This window comes from Seonamhaeicola marinus (genome assembly GCF_008085455.1).
Genome location: NZ_VSDQ01000509.1, coordinates 1 through 335, shown reverse-complemented (window position 1 = coordinate 335; position 335 = coordinate 1). Strand labels below are relative to the sequence as shown.

The window sequence follows — 335 nt, the reverse complement described above, 5'->3', positions numbered from 1 at the left end:
ACGGTTACGCTGTATAGCTTTAACAACTTTGCTTACCGCTTCATCTTGACCAATTACTTTACCTTTAATTAAGTTTGGTAACTCTGCCAATTTATTAATTTCGGTTTGAGCAATGCGGTTTACAGGAACACCTGTCATCATAGAAATAACATCAGCTACATTATCTTCAGTTACAATTTCTCTATGTTGTTTGGTGTCTTCTTCCCATTTTTCTTGGGCTATGGCTAATTCTTTTTCTAAGCGTTTTTCATCATCTCTAAGTTTAGCAGCCTCTTCATATTTTTGCTTTCTTACAACTGCATTTTTGGTTTCTTTAATGTCTTCCAGTTGTTTTT

General features: G+C 34.3%; 1 protein-coding gene. It reads right to left on the bottom strand.

The window, feature by feature from the left end; all coding sequences use genetic code 11:
- The coding region (locus FUA24_RS07990; protein ID WP_187388219.1) for a UvrB/UvrC motif-containing protein at positions 1 to 335 on the bottom strand (335 nt) is incomplete at both ends.